This window comes from Ruegeria sp. CI5 (genome assembly GCF_056536885.1).
Genome location: NZ_JBQFQN010000001.1, coordinates 802,483 through 818,434 on the forward strand (window position 1 = coordinate 802,483; position 15,952 = coordinate 818,434).

Sequence of the window (15,952 nt, forward strand, 5' to 3'; positions counted from 1 at the left end):
TTGTGGCGAGTGGCTTGATTACTCGGGGATCAGAACCGTGTCGACGACGTGGATGACACCGTTGCTGGCTTCGATGTCGGCCTGAACGACATTCGCTCCGTCGACCTTGACGCCGTTCTTGGCATTGACGCTCAGACGTTCGCCCTGAACGGTCAGGACCTTCGCCCGCTTGCCTGCAATGTCACCCGACATAACTTTGGCCGGCACAACGTGATAGGTCAGGATGGCAACCAACTGATCCTTGTTTTCGGGCATCAGCAGCGTCTCGACGGTGCCCTCAGGCAGGGCGGCGAACGCTTCATCGGTGGGCGCGAACACCGTGTAAGGGCCTTTGCCCTTTAGCGTGTCCACCAGACCGGCAGCCTGCACAGCGGCAACCAGCGTGTTGAACGACCCGGCCGAAACGGCGGTGTCCACGATGTCTGCAGCTTGGGCCTTCATCGGCAGTGCGAGTGCGACGGCGGCTGCGGCACCCATGAATGTACGACGGAACATGTTTAGTCTCCTCTCCAGCGTGATATGGAAAGGGGTACGCGCGCTTTCGAAAAGCGGATCACGAAAAAATCTGCTTTACCGCTTCTGAACCCAGATACTCTGCGCTCGGCCTTCTGTCAGAAAGGGCAAGGCTTCGACGGCATCGGGACGCGCCTGCTGAAGGTAGTAGCCGGGCCAAAGCATTGAAAACGAACCAGATTGCAGCAACGCGTGCAGCATGTACTGCTCGCCCCAACCCGGGCAGTCATAGAAAAACCGCTTGGGGTATTCATAGGGCAAAAAAACATCGTGGACATGGATCACGACGCCCGGTTTCAGGTTCGGAATGATGCGGCAGAACAGATGCGCTACGTCATTGCTCATGCGCACGACATGGCTCGAGTCGATGAACAGAACGTCTCCGGCCTCGAGCTGATCGAACACGGATGCGTCGACCTCTTCCAGTCGTTTCTGTTCGAATTGATCAACAACATGCGCGATGTCTGCGCGCGGATACGGGTCGATCGCCGTGATCCGCGTTTCCAAGCCGCCGTCTAGAACAGCTTGCCGGGTCACTCGGGTGGAGTTTCCACATCCGACCTCGACGACGCGTTTCGGCTTGAACCGTCGGATCATCAAGTACAGAGCGTCGGCGTCCGGACTGTCGTAGTACCCGTTGCCGATCCGGTAGCCGGTCTGATTCCGCTCAGGATCTTTCAAGGCAGCCAGTGCTTCGGCATGGACCGTATATTCTGAGACCAGTTCGGCAATATCGAACCCTTCCATCCCGGGTGACAGGGCATAGGCCGGTCGGGTCAGGCCGCCAACCCGCTCGAATGCTTCAAGCCGTGCCCGCTCATCCCGCTCGGGTGCCGTGTCGATCAACCGTGTGCCGAACCTGTCCAAGAATGCATTGAGCTTCGGGAATTTCCTGGGTTTCACGTCACACGGCTCCGATTATCTGTCTGGCTTCTGGGGTGCTTACCGTCGGCACACGGGTCAGCGCAAGGTCGATGGCGCCAAAGCCTTGGCAAAAGAGCAGATTCCGTATTCACTGATCCCAAAAGGGAACGGGAGGCCCGCACATGCAGCAGGATTTCACGATCGGCATCGAAGAGGAATACCTGCTTGTCGATCGCGACAGCTTGCAACTGGCGCAGGCGCCCGAGGCATTGATGCAGGCCTGCCAGGCGGATTTTGAGGGTCAGGTCAGCCCGGAATTCCTGCAATGCCAGATCGAGGTTGGAACCCGCCCGCATACGACGGTCAAGTCCGCACGTGAGGACCTCAGGCGGCTGCGGTCCTGTGTCGCCAAGCGCGCCGCCGAGCACAACCTGTCGCCCATCGCTGTATCCTGCCACCCGTTTGCGGATTGGAAAGACCAGCACCACACGCGAAAAGAGCGGTATGACAACCTGCAACACGCGCTGGGGGGTGTCGCCCGGCGCATGCTGATCTGCGGGATGCATGTGCATGTCGGCGTGGACGATCCCGCGCAGCGCGCCGATATCCTGCCGCAACTGTGTTATTTTCTGCCCCACCTCCTGGCGCTTTCAACCTCATCACCCTTCTGGAACGGACAGGATACCGGGCTGTCCTCGTATCGCCTAACGGTGTTCGACAACCTGCCCCGCACCGGCCTGCCCCCTGTTTTTGGTAGCTGGTCCGAATACGAGCGCACCACCGGTGTCCTGGTCGAATTGGGCGTAATCGAGGATACCTCGAAGATCTGGTGGGACCTTCGACCGTCGCACAGCTATCCGACGCTCGAGACGCGGATCATGGATGTGCAGCCTCGCATGGAACACGCGCTGTCGCTTGCGGCCATGGTGCAGGCACTGACCCGAATGCTCTGCCGCCTGAAAGACCGCAACCTGCGCTGGCGGCAATATGATCGGTTCCTGATCGGCGAAAACCGTTGGCGCGCGCAGCGCTACGGCGTGGGCGAAGGTCTGATCGATTTCGGAGACCGCTCGATCAAACCGATGCCCGACCTGATGGGCGAGTTGATGGGCATGCTGGCCGAAGATGCCGAAGCATTGGGCACCATGGCCGAGTTGGCCCGTTTGCGTCAGATTGCCGAGAGCGGTACCTCAGCCACGCGACAGCGTCGCGTTCACGCCGAAGCGCTGGCCAATGGCGACGATCCAGGCCAGGCCGTGGTCCGACACCTGATTGACGAATTCCACGCTGATCTGTGACTCTCATACCGCATTCAGGATCTGTCTGATCCGGCCGGCCACGGGCTCGTACAGGCTGCGGGCTTTCCAATACCCATTGTGCGAAAACGGATTCCATCCGGTGAAGATATTCCCGACCCGAATAGCCTGATCGGTGATCTCACCCGTCCCGACAAGCTGCCCATAGCTGGGCGCGATCGGTCCAAGGGGAAAGCCAAGAACGTCGTGCTTGTCATAATAGTTCTGCCACCAGTTATGGAATTGCAGGGTCAGTGGCAATTCCTGGTTGGGGCGTTGGATCGGCGTGATGTCCTGTTCGGGATAGGCGAACAGAAAGATCGGGATGTTGCAGCCAAACGTGACCATCCCGACCACTGTCTGCATGTCCTCCACCGGAACGCCATGCTGCGGCAATCCACCGTGGCGCAGATGGCGCTGAAGGTCATAGATGTAGTTCGACATAATGTGCCCACCCAAGGAATGAGCGACGATCAGGATGGGCGCGCGCTCGCCGATCTGAAACCGGACGATGCGTATCACCTGCGCAACTCGTTCATGGATCGCGGCATAGGTTTTGTCGCTGCCGTCGGGGGTCGGGCGATAGGATGCCGCGTCAGACAGGTTACACACAACGAAACGGCGCGTTCGGTCATAGCCCGTATAGGGGCTTATGCTGTTCAGATAGTCCATCTGCCGGCGCTGCAGGATCTGCGCCCAGATCACCTCGTGCCAGGCAACTTTGCTCATGTCCTGCCCCAACTGCCGCCCCACCCGATCGTGCAAGTCGCTCGAAAACGTCGGCACCGAGGACGGCTGGTTCGGTCCGACCGACTGGCTGCCCATTCCGTGTATCGCAACCACGGCCATCTTGTAATTCGACATCCACAACTCCGATCAATCACTAAAACGAATGGCTCAGCATAACCGCCTTTTGGCAATCGCCCAAATCCGGCGCATGTGCATCACGGGGTTTGCTCCGCGTGAAAAATTTCTGTAAGGATTGCGCAATAAATAAACAGTCGTTCAATTCACGTCGCCACAAGGGGGGAGACCGGCCATGGATTTCGCGCTGACAGAGGAACAGACGGCCATTTTCGATATGGCCTACGCGTTCGCGCAAGAACAGATCGCACCTTTCGCCCGCCAGTGGGAGGCCGAGGGCACCATTCCCAAGGACCTGTGGCCCAAGGTTGGCGAACTGGGCTTCGGCGGGCTCTATGTGTCCGAAGAAAGCGGCGGATCGGGCCTGACCCGTCTGGACGCCACGCTGGTGTTCGAGGCGCTGTCGATGGCCTGCCCCTCGGTCGCGGCCTTTCTGTCGATCCACAACATGTGCGCCAAGATGCTGGACAGCTTTGCCAGCGATGAACTGAAATCGCGCATCATGCCCGACGTTCTCAGCCTGAACACGGTGCTCAGCTATTGCCTGACTGAACCGGGGTCGGGCTCGGATGCGGCGGCGCTCAAGACGCGGGCCGAGCGCACCAACGAGGGCTATACGCTGAACGGCACCAAGGCCTTCATCTCGGGCGGCGGCTATTCCGACGCCTATGTCTGCATGGTGCGCACAGGCGGCGACGGGCCCAAGGGAATCTCGACCGTCTATGTCGAGGACGGCACAACAGGCCTCAGCTTTGGCGCGCTGGAACAGAAGATGGGCTGGAAAAGCCAGCCCACCGCGCAGGTCCAGTTCGACGACTGCAAGATCCCGGCCGAGAACCTTGTCGGGACCGAGGGCGACGGGTTCAAATACGCGATGATGGGCCTGGACGGCGGGCGTCTGAACATCGCCTCATGCTCGCTGGGCGCGGCGCAGGCGGGGCTGGACATGACGCTGCAGTACATGTCCGAGCGCAAGGCTTTCGGCCAGACCATCGACCAGTTCCAAGCCCTGCAGTTCCGGCTGGCCGACATGGAGATCGAACTGCAAGCGGCCCGCACCTTCCTGCGTCAGGCGGCATGGAAGCTGGATCAGGGCGCGCCCGACGCCACCAAATTCTGCGCGATGGCCAAGAAATTCGTGACCGAGACCGGATCGAAAGTGGTCGATCAGTGCCTGCAGCTGCACGGCGGCTACGGCTATCTGGCCGATTACGGCATCGAAAAGCTTGTGCGCGATCTGCGGGTGCATCAAATTCTGGAAGGCACGAACGAGATAATGCGCGTGATCGTCGCCCGCCAACTGCTCGCCCATCGCTGAGGTTTCCATGTCCGATATCGACATCCGCACCACGGGCCGCGCCGGCCGGATCACCCTGACCCGGCCCAAGGCCGTGAATGCGCTGAGCTATGAGATGTGCATGGCCATCGACACCGCCCTGCGTAACTGGCGCGAGGATGACGAGGTCGATCTGGTCATCTTTGATGCCGAGGGCGAAAAGGCCTTTTGCGCGGGCGGAGACATCGCCGAGTTGTACGCAACGGGCACCAAGGGCGACTATGCCTATGGGCAGAAGTTCTGGCGCGATGAATACCGCCTGAACGCGATGATCTTCGAGTATCCCAAGCCGGTGGTCAGCTTCCTGCAGGGCTTTACCATGGGCGGCGGCGTGGGCATCGGCTGTCACGGGACGCACCGGATCGTCGGCGAAAGCTCGAAGATCGCGATGCCCGAATGTTCGATCGGGCTGGTGCCGGATGTGGGTGGGTCGCTGCTGCTGGCGCTGGCGCCGGGGCGGCTGGGCGAATATCTGGGCGTCACCGGCGCGCGCATGGGTCCGGGCGACGCGATCTTTGCCGGGTTCGCCGACCACTTCATCCCGCAGGAGCAATGGCCCGATATGATCGAGATGCTCGAGGCCTCGGGCCAAGCCGACCTGCTGGCCGAACACGCCGCCCCTGCCCCGGACCGCACCTTACCGCAGGACGACATCGACCGTTTCTTCGGTGGTGAAACCCTGGGCGACGTGCTGACCGACCTGCGCAATGGCGACACCGAATTCACACGCGGCGCGCTCGCGGCGATGGGCCGCAATTCGCCGCTGTCGATGGCCTGCGCGATCGAGATGCTGCACCGCCTGCGCGGACCCGCCCTGACCATGCGCAAGGCGCTGGAGCTGGAATACCGCTTTACCTTCCGGTCAATGGAGCATGGCGATTTTCTGGAGGGCATCCGGGCGCAGATCATCGACAAGGACCGCAACCCGAAATGGCAGTTTGCGGACATGAACGTGCCGGCCACGGCGGTATCACGGATGCTGATGCCGCTGGGCGCGGACACGCTGACATTCGAGGAGGAGTGAAACATGAAGATCGGATTCATTGGCCTGGGCAACATGGGCGCGCCGATGGCGGCCAATCTGGCCAAGGCCGGTCACGACGTGACTGGGTTCGACGCCGCGGGCGTGTCGGTCGAAGGCGTGACCAAGGCCGAAACGGCCACTGATGCTGTCCGCGGGGCCGAGGCGGTCATCACCATGCTGCCCAATGGCGACATCCTGCGCGCGGTGGCCGATCAGATCATTCCGCACATGGAGAAAGGCGCGGTGTTCATCGACTGCTCGACCGTCGATGTGGACAGCGCCCGCGCCGTGGCCGATCAGGCCGAGCGGGCCGGGCTTCTGGCCGTGGACGCGCCCGTTTCGGGCGGAATCGGTGGCGCGGCCGCAGGCACGCTGACCTTCATGGCCGGCGGATCGGACGCGGCCTTTGCCAAGGCGGCTCCGCTGTTCGAGATCATGGGCCAGAAGGCGGTGCATTGCGGTGCGGCCGGCGCAGGCCAGGCCGCCAAGATCTGCAACAACATGATCCTGGGCGTCACCATGATCGCCACCTGCGAGGCTTTTGCCCTGGCCGACAAGCTGGGCCTGGACAGGCAGAAGATGTTCGACGTGGTCAGCACCTCGTCGGGCTACAGCTGGAGCATGAACGCCTATTGCCCCGCCCCCGGTGTCGGACCGCAGTCACCTGCCGACAACGGCTACAAGCCCGGTTTCGCCGCCGAGCTGATGCTCAAGGACCTGCGGCTCAGCCAGCAGGCCGCCGAAAGCGCCGACGCCGACACGCCGATGGGCCAGATCGCCACTGCGCTGTACGAACAGTTCGTCGAAGCCGAAGACGGCAAGGGCATGGATTTCTCGGCCATGCTGCCCCGTTTCGAAAAGCGCGGCCGCAGCTGAGCTTGGGCGGCATTTCGCCGCCCAGGGCTTGAACTTCTGGCGGGCATTCCAAAATATCGGGAAACGCGGCATGACGGCGCGACGAACCGAGGGGAACCGCCCATGAAGACACTGTTGCATATTGCACTGCTTGCCGGCCTGTCGCTGACCCCGGTCGCGACGCTGGCTGACAACGGCAAAGGCAAGGGAAAGACCAAGGACGCGTTCTCGGTCGAGCGCGTGGCCCCGCAGAAGGGCGCAAAATCCGTTGCCAATTGCCCGCCCGGATTGGCCAAGAAGGCCGTGCCCTGCGTCCCGCCCGGGCAGGTCAAGAACTGGTACAATGTCGGCGACCGGATCGACCGCGACTTTGTCTGGATCGACGATCCGTACCGCTATGGCCTGAAACGCGGCGGCAACTACGTTCGCGCGGGCGACTACGTCTACAGTATCGACCCCGATACGCACAAAGTGCTGAACCTGATCGGCGCCGTGGCGGATATTCTGTACTGACGCGCAGGCAGCCTATTCGGCCGCCACGCGTTCGGGGTTCAGCATCGGTTTGAGGTATCGCCCGGTGTGGCTGCGCTCGCATTCGGCGACCTCTTCCGGGGCGCCCACGGCAACGATCTCGCCGCCGCCATCGCCACCCTCAGGGCCGATGTCGATGATCCAGTCGGCGGTTTTCACCACGTCCAGATTGTGTTCGATCACGACGACAGTATTGCCCTGATCGACCAGTTCATGCAGCACTTCCAACAGCTTGCGCACATCTTCGAAATGCAGGCCGGTTGTGGGCTCGTCCAGAATGTACAGGGTCCGGCCCGTCGAACGTTTTGCCAGCTCTTTCGAAAGCTTGACTCGCTGCGCCTCGCCGCCCGACAGGGTCGTGGCCTGCTGGCCGACCTTGATGTAGCCCAGCCCCACGCGTGCCAGCGCATCCATCTTGTCGCGGATCGAGGGTACGGCCTTGAAGAACTCCTGCGCGTCTTCGACCGTCATGTCCAGCACGTCGGCGATGGACTTACCCTTGAACTTGATCTCTAGGGTCTCACGGTTGTAGCGCGCGCCCTTGCAGGTCTCGCAGGTGACATAGACGTCGGGCAGGAAATGCATCTCGATCTTGATGACTCCGTCGCCCTGACAGGCCTCGCAGCGCCCGCCCTTGACGTTGAAACTGAACCGCCCGGGCTTGTAGCCCCGCGCCTTCGCCTCGGGCAGACCGGCGAACCAGTCGCGGATCGGGGTGAAGGCGCCGGTATATGTGGCCGGGTTCGACCGTGGCGTGCGCCCGATGGGCCGCTGGTCGATGTCGATCACCTTGTCCAGATGTTCCAGCCCCTTGATCGTTTCGCAGGGCGCAGGCGTCTGACGCGCACCATTCAGACGCATCGAGGCGGTCTTGAACAGCGTCTCGATCGTCAGGGTCGACTTGCCGCCGCCCGACACCCCGGTCACGCAGACGAACTTGCCCAGCGGAAACTCGGCCGTCACGTCTTTGAGGTTGTTGCCCGAAGCCTTTACAACCGTTACCTTTTTCTTGTTTCCCTTGCGCCGTTCGGCGGGCACAGGTATCTCACGCACCCCCGACAGATACTGCCCCGTGATCGAGGCCGCATCGGCCGCGATCTGCTCGGGCGTGCCGTGACTGACAACCTGCCCGCCATGCACGCCGGCACCGGGGCCGATGTCGAACACATAGTCGGCTTCGCGGATGGCTTCCTCGTCATGCTCGACGACGATCACGGTGTTGCCCTGATCGCGCAGGTTCTTCAGCGTTCCCAAAAGGCGGTCATTGTCGCGCTGATGCAACCCGATCGAGGGTTCGTCCAGCACGTAAAGCACCCCGGTCAGGCCCGAGCCGATCTGGCTGGCCAACCGGATGCGCTGGCTTTCGCCGCCTGACAGCGTGCCACTTGAACGAGACAGCGTAAGGTATTCCAAACCAACGTTATTCAGGAACCCCAACCGTTCGCGGATCTCTTTAAGAATTGCGCGGGCAATCTCGTTTTTCTGGGCGCTCAGGTGGTTCGGCGCGTCCTCGACCCAGGCCAGAGCCTCTTTGATCGACATTTCGACCACCTGGCCAACGTGCAGCCCTGCGATCTTGACGGCCAACGCCTCGGGTCGCAGTCGATAACCCTCGCAGGTGTGGCAGGGACGGTTGTTCTGATACCGCTCGAATTCCTCGCGGATCCACGCGCTGTCGGTTTCGCGATAGCGGCGCTCCATGTTCGGGATCACGCCTTCAAAGCTGCGGGTCACCTGATAGACCCGTCCGCCTTCGTCATAGCGGAACTGGATTTCATCATCGCCCGAGCCATGCAGAAACACCTGCTGCACATGCGCCGGAAGGTCCTTCCACGGCGTGTTCTTGTCGAACTCATAGTGGCGCGCGATCGCCTCGATCGTCTGCAGGAAATAGGGCGACTTACCCTTGCGCCACGGGGCCAGCGCACCGTCATACAGTTTCAGCGTTTGATCGGGCACCACAAGCCGTTCGTCGAAAAACAGCTCGACCCCCAGCCCGTCGCAATCCGGGCAAGCCCCAAAAGGCGCGTTGAACGAAAACAGGCGCGGTTCGATCTCGGGGATGGTGAACCCACTGACCGGACAGGCAAAGTTCTCGGAGAACGTGATGCGCTCGGGCTCGCCCTCGCGCGGGGCGGTCTCCAGTATCGCGATGCCATCGGCCAGGTCCAGCGCGGTGCGCAGGCTGTCGGCCAGGCGGGTCTCCATCCCCTCGCGCACGACGATCCGGTCAACAACCACGTCGATGTCATGGCGGAACTTCTTGTCCAGCGTCGGCGGCTCGTCCAGTTCGTAGAACTGGCCATCGACCTTGACGCGCTGGAACCCCTGCTTGCGCAGTTCCAGAAACTCTTTCTTGTACTCACCCTTGCGGTCGCGAACGATGGGCGCCAGCAGATAGCCTCGGGTGCCCTCCTCCATCGCCATGATCCGATCGACCATGTCCTGAACCTGCTGGGCTTCGATCGGCAAACCGGTGGCGGGGCTGTAGGGCGTGCCTGCGCGCGCGAACAGCAGGCGCAGATAGTCATAGATCTCGGTCACCGTTCCCACGGTCGAACGCGGGTTCTTCGACGTGGTCTTCTGCTCGATCGAGATCGCTGGGGACAGGCCGCTGATGTGATCCACATCGGGCTTTTCCATCATGTCCAGAAACTGGCGCGCATAGGCCGACAGGCTTTCGACATAACGGCGCTGGCCCTCGGCATAGATCGTGTCGAACGCCAAGGACGACTTGCCCGATCCGGACAGGCCCGTGACGACAACCAGCTGATCGCGCGGAATGTCCACGTCGATGTTTTTCAGGTTGTGCTCGCGCGCGCCGCGCACCTCGATATTCTTCAGCTCAGCCATTCAGGCCCCCAATACACAAGTGTCCTAGAGATAGGCGAGCGACGCTGAGTCTCCAACCGAAAAGTTAGAACAAAGTGTGAACGAGCAGATTTTCTCCGCTTGGGTCACCCGTCTTCGGGCTTTCGCGCCATGGCCCAGGCACAGATCGGAAAATCCGGGTCGTTTTCCAGGCTGTCGGTTTCAGGGTCATAGACAGGCGGCCAGACCGGTTCGAGGTTCCGCAAAGCCGCCTGACGGTTGCCCCATTGCGCGGCCTGTATACTTTCCGGATCAAAGCCACATTCGGTCAGCAGGTTGCGCAATCCCCGCGCCGACCAACGCGAACAATCGTGCGGTGCGGCATGGAATGGGATGAAGAACGGCACGGCCAACCAGAACCACCCTCCCGGCCGCAACATTTCTAGCACGTTGAGAGTGGCTTCATAGGGCCGGTCAAGATGTTCCCAGACCTGATTGGCGAGTATCAGATCGAATTGCCGAACCTCCGCGCGCTCATCCATCAGCGGGCCTTTGCAGATATCGTGCTGACGATGCCAGATCTGGGTATGGCTGCGAAACCCGAACTGCGTTCCCCATTTTCCCGAAATTTCGGCGCAATCCAGCGCCTCGGGCCCCAGACTCCCTATCCATTTCTTGCTTTGCCGAACCATGACGACGCGGTTCAAGCTGACCATCGAAAACCCCGACTGCGTGCTACCTGCCGGGACCGATTGTCCAGAAAAGCAAAACTGTGTCCACAGGGAACGCAACGACTTTTGAGGAGAAGTGGCGCGGTTGACGGGGCTCGAACCCGCGACCCCCGGCGTGACAGGCCGGTACTCTAACCAACTGAGCTACAACCGCGCATTAGGGTCTATGTCGATCCGTTTGCCCGGATCAAAGGCTGGCAGCGATGGCGCGGTTGACGGGGCTCGAACCCGCGACCCCCGGCGTGACAGGCCGGTACTCTAACCAACTGAGCTACAACCGCCCGCTGCCCGTTCATTGCTGAACGTTGGGGTGTATTATGGCCACGCCCGGGCATCGTCAAGCGGCGTTTTCAAGTTTTTTGCACGAACCGGAAAATTTGTTCCCAAGCGCGCTTGGCACGCTCCTTTTGGATAGCGCCGGCGCGGAGACACGCTAACCCTTGGTTGCCAGCGCCGAGCCGTCAAAAACTGCGAACTCGCTAACGAAAAGTCAGACGGTAGATTCTACTGCTACCAATTGCCCTGCAAAATCCCCCTCGACACAATTCGCTTGGCTTGCATAGCCGTCCACGTTGCAGTCGTTTCCTAGTTCCGAAACGAATTTAGCGATCAGTGTCTGGTTCATACCAAGGCTTCATTTGTTTCGGTTTCAATCTAGCGCAGCTGGCTCGCCGCATTGACCGCATTTGGGCTGCGCTACGTGTTAGACGCTCAAAGTTATCGGACAGGGCAAAAGCCCAATCACAGGACCCAATCGGTCTTGTCCGGATATGGCGAAAATACCGTGTATCTCCCCTCTTGCAGCCGGATAAAAAGCACTGTAAGACGCCGCCCTACGGGTGATTAGCTCAGTGGTAGAGCGCTTCGTTCACATCGAAGATGTCAGGAGTTCAAATCTCTTATCACCCACCATTCCCTCTCTTTTTCAACGCTTGAAACGGATGAGACTCGCCGTCTATCCTTGAGTTCGGGTCGGTGAAGCACCGGCATGGCAATCAGGGACATGCATGGCCGAACTAAAGCGCGACATCGGCCTGGTGGGTCTGACATTCATATCTGTCGGAGGAATCATTGGCTCAGGCTGGCTGTTCGGGCCGCTTCTGGCCGTTCAGCACGCAGGCCCCGCGGCCGTTTTATCCTGGGTCATCGGGGCCGTCGCGATGTTCATTCTGGCCATCACATTCGCCGAAATCTCGGCCATGTTGCCGATCCCCGGAGGGATCGCCCGGGTCCCGCAGTTTTCGCACGGTAATATCGTCGCCATGACGATGGGCTGGACTGCCTGGATTGGGTACAACACGACCGCTCCGATCGAGGTCGAGGCGATGCTGTCCTACCTCGCACCCTATGCACGCTGGCTGCATGCGCCATCTGGTGACCTGACCGCGCCCGGACAGGCTGTGGCCTTGGCATTCATGGTGTTCTTCGTCCTGATCAACATGCTTGGCGTAAAGTTCTTTGCGCGGGTCAACACAATGATAACAAGCGCAAAAGTGGCCATTCCAATCCTGTTGTCCGTGGTGCTGATCATTTCACGTTTCAATGCCGAGAACTTCACGCAGCCCGAGGGGGTCGCACCGTATGGGCTCAAGGGAATAATGGCCGCCGTTTCGACCGGTGGTGTAATCTTCTCGTTCATTGGGTTCAGGCATGTGGTCGACATGGCAGGCGAGGTGCGAAACCCGAAATTCGACATTCCGGCGGCGCTTGTATTGTCGATCATCATGTGTGCGGCGATCTATCTGGGCCTGCAGATCGCTTTCATCGGCTCGCTCGACCCTCAGATGCTGGCGCAGGGCTGGGCCAAGCTGAGTTTTGCCGGAGAAGGCCCTTTGGACGGGGTCATAATGTCCGTCGGGATATTGTGGTTCATCAGCATCCTAAACGTCGGCTCGGTGATCGGACCGTTCGGAAACGCCCTCGTGGCCACCGGCTCGAACGCTCGGATCGCGATGGCCCTGTCGCAGAACGGGTTTCTGCCCGCGCGCATCCGACACCTGTCGGCGTTTGGTGTGCCCATCTGGGCGCTGGTGCTCAACTTCGTGATTGGCACCCTTTTCCTTTTGACCATTCCTTTTGAGACGGTGATCGCCCTGAACGGGGCAGCGATCGTCCTGTCCTTTGCCGTCGGCCCCATCGCCGTTGTATGCCTGCGCAGCCTATTGCCAGACAGGCCCCGTTCGATCCGCGTTCCAGCGGTTGGTTTTGTCGGAATGCTGGCCTTTGCGATTGCAACTCTGATCGTCTACTGGAGCGGCTGGGATACTGTCTGGCGCCTAGGCATCACCCTTCTGATCGGGCTGCTCCTGCTTTTGGCGCGGTTTCGGGGACGCCTGGAGCAGATGGATCTCAATCAGGCCTTGTGGCTCGCGCCCTATCTGGCTGGACTTGGGTTGATCTCGTTTCTTGGTCAGTTCGGAGACGGCGCGCTGCACCTGATCCCGTTCGGGTGGGACATCTTGTTGTGCACCCTGCTGTCATCGACGATTTTCTGGATCGCAGTCCGGTCCGCCCTACCCCCTGAGAAATTCCAGCGCTACATAGACGAGGAAGAAGTTCTGGACCCATCAAAACCTGTAATCGGGCTTTGAATCAGAAAGAGCGGGGATTATTCCCCGCCCTTCTCGTTGTTTTCAGATCAGTGCGCCGTGGCTGAAGGTCCACTGTTATCCGAAGCCTTGGCCGCTGCGGCCGCGGCTTCTTCGGCGGCCTCGTCCCATTCGATCGGCTCAGGTTTGCGCACCAGTGCGCGCTCCAGAACTTCGGACACGTGCTTGACCGGGATGATCTCCAGCCCTTCCTTCACGTTGTCGGGGATGTCGGCCAGATCCTTCTCGTTCTTTTCCGGAATAAGCACCGTCTTGATGCCACCCCGCAAAGCTGCGAGCAGTTTCTCCTTCAACCCGCCGATCGGCATGGCGTTGCCACGCAGCGAAACTTCGCCCGTCATGGCGATGTCCTTGCGGACCGGGATACCGGTCAGAACCGACACGATCGAAGTCACCATCGCCAGGCCGGCGCTGGGTCCATCTTTGGGAGTCGCGCCGTCAGGCACGTGCACATGGATGTCGATCTTGTCGAACTGCGGCGGTTTGACCCCGATCTGAGGCGAAATCGACCGCACATAGGACGAAGCCGCGTCGATGGATTCCTTCATCACATCGCCCAGCTTGCCTGTGGTCTTCATCCGACCCTTGCCTGGCAGCTTCAACGCCTCGATATGCAGCAGGTCGCCACCGACCGAGGTCCAGGCCAGACCGGTCACAACGCCGACCTGATCATCCTGTTCAGCCAAACCGTAACGGAACTTGGGTACACCCAGGAACTCGTGCAGGTTCTCAGCCGTCACGACAACCCGGTCGGTCTCGTTCTTGATGATCCGGGTCAACGATTTGCGCGCCACCTTGGCAACCTCGCGCTCAAGATTCCGCACACCGGCCTCGCGGGTATAGGTGCGAATGATCGCGGTCAGCGCCTCATCGGTCAGCTCGAACTCTTTGGCTTTCAGCCCGTGGTTCTTCACCTGCTTCGAGATCAGGTGCTGCTTCGCGATTTCGCGCTTTTCGTCCTCGGTGTAGCCGGCCAGCGGAATGATCTCCATCCGGTCCAGAAGCGGCCCAGGCATGTTGTAGCTGTTGGACGTGGTCAGGAACATCACGTTCGACAGGTCGTATTCGACCTCAAGGTAGTGGTCCATGAACGTGCTGTTCTGCTCCGGGTCCAGCACCTCGAGCATGGCCGAAGCTGGATCACCACGGAAATCCTGCCCCATCTTGTCGATTTCATCGAGCAAGATCAGCGGGTTCGTGGTTTTCGCCTTTTTCAGCGCCTGAATGATCTTGCCGGGCATCGAACCGATATAGGTCCGGCGGTGACCGCGGATCTCGGATTCATCGCGCACCCCACCCAACGAGATGCGGATGAACTCGCGCCCCGTGGCCTTGGCGACCGACTTCCCAAGCGAGGTCTTGCCCACGCCCGGAGGGCCGACAAGGCACATGATCGGGCCTTTCAGCTTCTTCGAGCGCTGCTGAACCGCCAGATACTCGACGATCCGCTCCTTGACCTTTTCGAGGCCATAGTGATCGGCATCGAGGATCTGCTGCGCCCGGCCAAGGTCTTTCTTGACCCGAGACTTGGTGCCCCAAGGCAGCGACAGGATCCAATCCAGATAGTTGCGCACCACGGTCGCTTCGGCCGACATCGGCGACATGTTCTTGAGCTTTTTCAGCTCGCCTTCCGCCTTTTCGCGGGCTTCTTTCGAAAGCTTGGTCTCGGCGATCTTGGCTTCCAGTTCGGCGATCTCGTTCGCGCCGTCCTCGCCGTCGCCCAGCTCCTTCTGAATGGCCTTCATCTGCTCATTCAGATAGTATTCGCGCTGGGTCTTCTCCATCTGCGACTTGACGCGGGTCTTGATCTTCTTCTCGACCTGAAGAACCGACATCTCGCCCTGCATCAGGCCATAGACCTTTTCCAGACGCTCGCTGATGCTGAGCGTTTCCAGCAGGTCCTGCTTCTGTTCGACCTCGATGCCAAGGTGACCCGAAACCAAATCAGCCAGTTTCGCCGGATCGGTTGTCTCGCTGACGGCAGTCAGGGCTTCTTCCGGGATGTTCTTGCGAACTTTGGCGTACCGCTCGAACTCATCGGCGACAGTGCGCAAAAGCGCCTGCGTCGTCGTAACGTCGCCGGGGATCTCGGTCAGGTATTCGGCGCGGGCCTCAAAGAATTCTTCATTCTCAATGAACTCCGAAATCTTGACGCGTGCCTGCCCTTCGACCAGCACTTTGACAGTACCATCGGGCAGCTTGAGCAGCTGCAGGACATTTGCCAGAACGCCGCTGCGGTAGATACCGTCTTGGGTCGGGTCGTCGACGGAAGGATCAACTTGACTGGACAGCAGAATTTGCTTGTCATCCTGCATCACCTCTTCCAGCGCGCGCACCGACTTTTCACGCCCTACGAACAGCGGGACGATCATGTGCGGAAACACGACAATGTCGCGCAGCGGCAGAACGGGGTATGAGGAATTAAGAGGCTCTTGCATGCTCTATCCTTATCATTGGCAAGATGGCACTGACCCCTGTTTCAGGCAGCCGTCGGCCATCTCCTTTCTCGGACGATAAAG

At 60.3% G+C, this 15,952-nt stretch carries 12 protein-coding genes and 3 tRNA genes; 7 read left to right on the forward strand and 8 right to left on the reverse strand.

Annotated features, from left to right (window positions below; translation table 11 throughout):
* Nucleotides 1–18: 18 nt before the first annotated feature.
* Both ACR0BA_RS04040 and ACR0BA_RS04045 read right to left on the reverse strand, forming a co-directional pair.
* Nucleotides 19–495 carry a fasciclin domain-containing protein gene (locus tag ACR0BA_RS04040; RefSeq protein WP_170338788.1) on the reverse strand — a complete coding sequence of 159 codons (477 nt, stop codon included), beginning with the start codon at nucleotides 493–495 and terminating at the stop codon, nucleotides 19–21.
* Nucleotides 496–570: 75 nt separating this feature from the next.
* Nucleotides 571–1,416, reverse strand: a complete 846-nt coding sequence (locus ACR0BA_RS04045; RefSeq protein ID WP_480726546.1) for a class I SAM-dependent methyltransferase — start codon at nucleotides 1,414–1,416, stop codon at nucleotides 571–573.
* A 143-nt stretch (nucleotides 1,417–1,559) separates the two neighbouring features.
* On the opposite strand from ACR0BA_RS04045, the gene ACR0BA_RS04050 reads away from it, so the two are divergent.
* Complete coding sequence (locus tag ACR0BA_RS04050) at nucleotides 1,560–2,675, forward strand: carboxylate-amine ligase (RefSeq protein ID WP_170339368.1); 1,116 nt, start codon at nucleotides 1,560–1,562, stop codon at nucleotides 2,673–2,675.
* A gap of 3 nt (nucleotides 2,676–2,678) precedes the next feature.
* On the opposite strand, the gene ACR0BA_RS04055 is transcribed toward ACR0BA_RS04050, so the two are convergent.
* Nucleotides 2,679–3,536, reverse strand: coding sequence for a hypothetical protein (locus ACR0BA_RS04055; RefSeq protein WP_480726548.1), 858 nt, complete (start codon nucleotides 3,534–3,536; stop codon nucleotides 2,679–2,681).
* A gap of 175 nt (nucleotides 3,537–3,711) precedes the next feature.
* Here ACR0BA_RS04055 and ACR0BA_RS04060 point away from each other — a divergent pair, with 175 nt between their 5' ends.
* From ACR0BA_RS04060 to ACR0BA_RS04075, 4 genes are all read left to right on the forward strand, one after another.
* A complete protein-coding gene (locus ACR0BA_RS04060; RefSeq protein WP_480726550.1) occupies nucleotides 3,712–4,854 on the forward strand; it encodes an acyl-CoA dehydrogenase family protein in 1,143 nt (380 codons plus the stop codon).
* Between the two features lie 7 nt (nucleotides 4,855–4,861).
* Nucleotides 4,862–5,896, forward strand: coding sequence for an enoyl-CoA hydratase/isomerase family protein (locus tag ACR0BA_RS04065; RefSeq protein WP_480726552.1), 1,035 nt, complete (start codon nucleotides 4,862–4,864; stop codon nucleotides 5,894–5,896).
* A gap of 3 nt (nucleotides 5,897–5,899) precedes the next feature.
* Complete coding sequence (mmsB, locus tag ACR0BA_RS04070; RefSeq protein WP_480726553.1) at nucleotides 5,900–6,772, forward strand: 3-hydroxyisobutyrate dehydrogenase; 873 nt, start codon at nucleotides 5,900–5,902, stop codon at nucleotides 6,770–6,772.
* A gap of 102 nt (nucleotides 6,773–6,874) precedes the next feature.
* Nucleotides 6,875–7,264 (forward strand): hypothetical protein, encoded by a 390-nt coding sequence (locus tag ACR0BA_RS04075; RefSeq protein WP_480726555.1) that lies wholly within the window; start codon nucleotides 6,875–6,877, stop codon nucleotides 7,262–7,264.
* Between the two features lie 12 nt (nucleotides 7,265–7,276).
* On the opposite strand, the gene uvrA is transcribed toward ACR0BA_RS04075, so the two are convergent.
* The 4 genes from uvrA to ACR0BA_RS04095 all read right to left on the reverse strand — a co-directional run bounded on the left by uvrA (nucleotide 7,277) and on the right by ACR0BA_RS04095 (nucleotide 11,105).
* Nucleotides 7,277–10,135, reverse strand: a complete 2,859-nt coding sequence (gene uvrA, locus ACR0BA_RS04080; protein WP_480726556.1) for an excinuclease ABC subunit UvrA — start codon at nucleotides 10,133–10,135, stop codon at nucleotides 7,277–7,279.
* Nucleotides 10,136–10,239: 104 nt separating this feature from the next.
* A complete protein-coding gene (locus tag ACR0BA_RS04085; protein WP_170368387.1) occupies nucleotides 10,240–10,809 on the reverse strand; it encodes a methyltransferase domain-containing protein in 570 nt (189 codons plus the stop codon).
* A gap of 92 nt (nucleotides 10,810–10,901) precedes the next feature.
* A tRNA-Asp gene (locus ACR0BA_RS04090) sits at nucleotides 10,902–10,978 on the reverse strand.
* 50 nt (nucleotides 10,979–11,028) lie between these two features.
* Nucleotides 11,029–11,105, reverse strand: a tRNA-Asp gene (locus ACR0BA_RS04095).
* Between the two features lie 556 nt (nucleotides 11,106–11,661).
* Between ACR0BA_RS04095 and ACR0BA_RS04100 the strand changes: the two genes are divergently transcribed.
* Nucleotides 11,662–11,736, forward strand: a tRNA-Val gene (locus ACR0BA_RS04100).
* A gap of 95 nt (nucleotides 11,737–11,831) precedes the next feature.
* Entirely contained in the window at nucleotides 11,832–13,415 is a 1,584-nt protein-coding gene (locus ACR0BA_RS04105) for an APC family permease (protein WP_480726558.1), read from the forward strand.
* A gap of 47 nt (nucleotides 13,416–13,462) precedes the next feature.
* Here the strand turns inward: ACR0BA_RS04105 and lon are convergent, their stop codons facing one another.
* A complete protein-coding gene (gene lon, locus ACR0BA_RS04110) occupies nucleotides 13,463–15,871 on the reverse strand; it encodes an endopeptidase La (protein ID WP_480726559.1) in 2,409 nt (802 codons plus the stop codon).
* Nucleotides 15,872–15,952 lie beyond the last annotated feature (81 nt).

What these genes read in the sequence shown, in the direction of transcription:
- ACR0BA_RS04040 (WP_170338788.1), bottom strand. Translation starts at nt 495, where the DNA reads ATGTTCCGTCGTACATTCATGGGTGCCGCAGCCGCCGTCGCACTCGCA.
- ACR0BA_RS04050 (WP_170339368.1), top strand. Translation starts at nt 1,560, where the DNA reads ATGCAGCAGGATTTCACGATCGGCATCGAAGAGGAATACCTGCTTGTC.
- ACR0BA_RS04055 (WP_480726548.1), bottom strand. Translation starts at nt 3,536, where the DNA reads ATGTCGAATTACAAGATGGCCGTGGTTGCGATACACGGAATGGGCAGC.
- ACR0BA_RS04060 (WP_480726550.1), top strand. Translation starts at nt 3,712, where the DNA reads ATGGATTTCGCGCTGACAGAGGAACAGACGGCCATTTTCGATATGGCC.
- ACR0BA_RS04065 (WP_480726552.1), top strand. Translation starts at nt 4,862, where the DNA reads ATGTCCGATATCGACATCCGCACCACGGGCCGCGCCGGCCGGATCACC.
- mmsB (WP_480726553.1), top strand. Translation starts at nt 5,900, where the DNA reads ATGAAGATCGGATTCATTGGCCTGGGCAACATGGGCGCGCCGATGGCG.
- ACR0BA_RS04075 (WP_480726555.1), top strand. Translation starts at nt 6,875, where the DNA reads ATGAAGACACTGTTGCATATTGCACTGCTTGCCGGCCTGTCGCTGACC.
- uvrA (WP_480726556.1), bottom strand. Translation starts at nt 10,135, where the DNA reads ATGGCTGAGCTGAAGAATATCGAGGTGCGCGGCGCGCGCGAGCACAAC.
- ACR0BA_RS04085 (WP_170368387.1), bottom strand. Translation starts at nt 10,809, where the DNA reads ATGGTCAGCTTGAACCGCGTCGTCATGGTTCGGCAAAGCAAGAAATGG.
- ACR0BA_RS04105 (WP_480726558.1), top strand. Translation starts at nt 11,832, where the DNA reads ATGGCCGAACTAAAGCGCGACATCGGCCTGGTGGGTCTGACATTCATA.
- lon (WP_480726559.1), bottom strand. Translation starts at nt 15,871, where the DNA reads ATGCAAGAGCCTCTTAATTCCTCATACCCCGTTCTGCCGCTGCGCGAC.